The organism is Dactylosporangium aurantiacum, from assembly GCF_000716715.1.
In the GTDB taxonomy this organism is placed as follows: Bacteria; Actinomycetota; Actinomycetes; order Mycobacteriales; family Micromonosporaceae; genus Dactylosporangium; species Dactylosporangium aurantiacum.
This window is the reverse complement of the sequence record NZ_JNYJ01000155.1, coordinates 1-471: the sequence shown is the minus strand read 5'-3', so window position 1 is coordinate 471 and position 471 is coordinate 1. Positions and strand designations below refer to the sequence as shown.

Sequence of the window (471 nt, the reverse complement as noted above, 5' to 3'; positions counted from 1 at the left end):
CGTGATGAAGCTGTCGATCCTGATGCCGGTCTACAACGAGGAAGTCCGCGTCGCCGACGCCGTGAAGCAGGCACTGGACGTGGACTACCCGACCGAGATCGAGCTCGTCATCGTCGACGACGGCAGCCGCGACCGCACCGCGGAGATCCTCAACGGACTGCACGACGAGCGGCTACGCATCGTGCTGCACCCCCGCAACAAGGGCAAGGGCGCCGCCATCCGCACCGCCGTGGAGCACGCCACCGGCGACTACATGGTCATCCTCGACGCCGACCTCGAATACGACCCCCAGGACATCCCCAAACTCCTCGAACCCGTCCTGGACGGCCGCGCCACCGTCGTCTACGGCAACCGCACCTTCGGCAGCCACAGCTCCTTCTCCTTCTGGTACGTGATGGGCAACAAGGCCGTCACCACCGCCGCGAACATGCTGTACAACTGCTACCTCGGCGACCTGGAGACCTGCTTCAA

1 protein-coding gene is annotated in these 471 nt (G+C 65.0%); it reads left to right on the top strand.

Annotated features, from left to right (window positions below; genetic code table 11):
* Positions 1-4: 4 nt before the first annotated feature.
* A partial coding sequence (locus OP18_RS50730) for a glycosyltransferase family 2 protein (RefSeq protein ID WP_033368037.1) occupies positions 5-471 on the top strand: 467 nt, incomplete at its 3' end.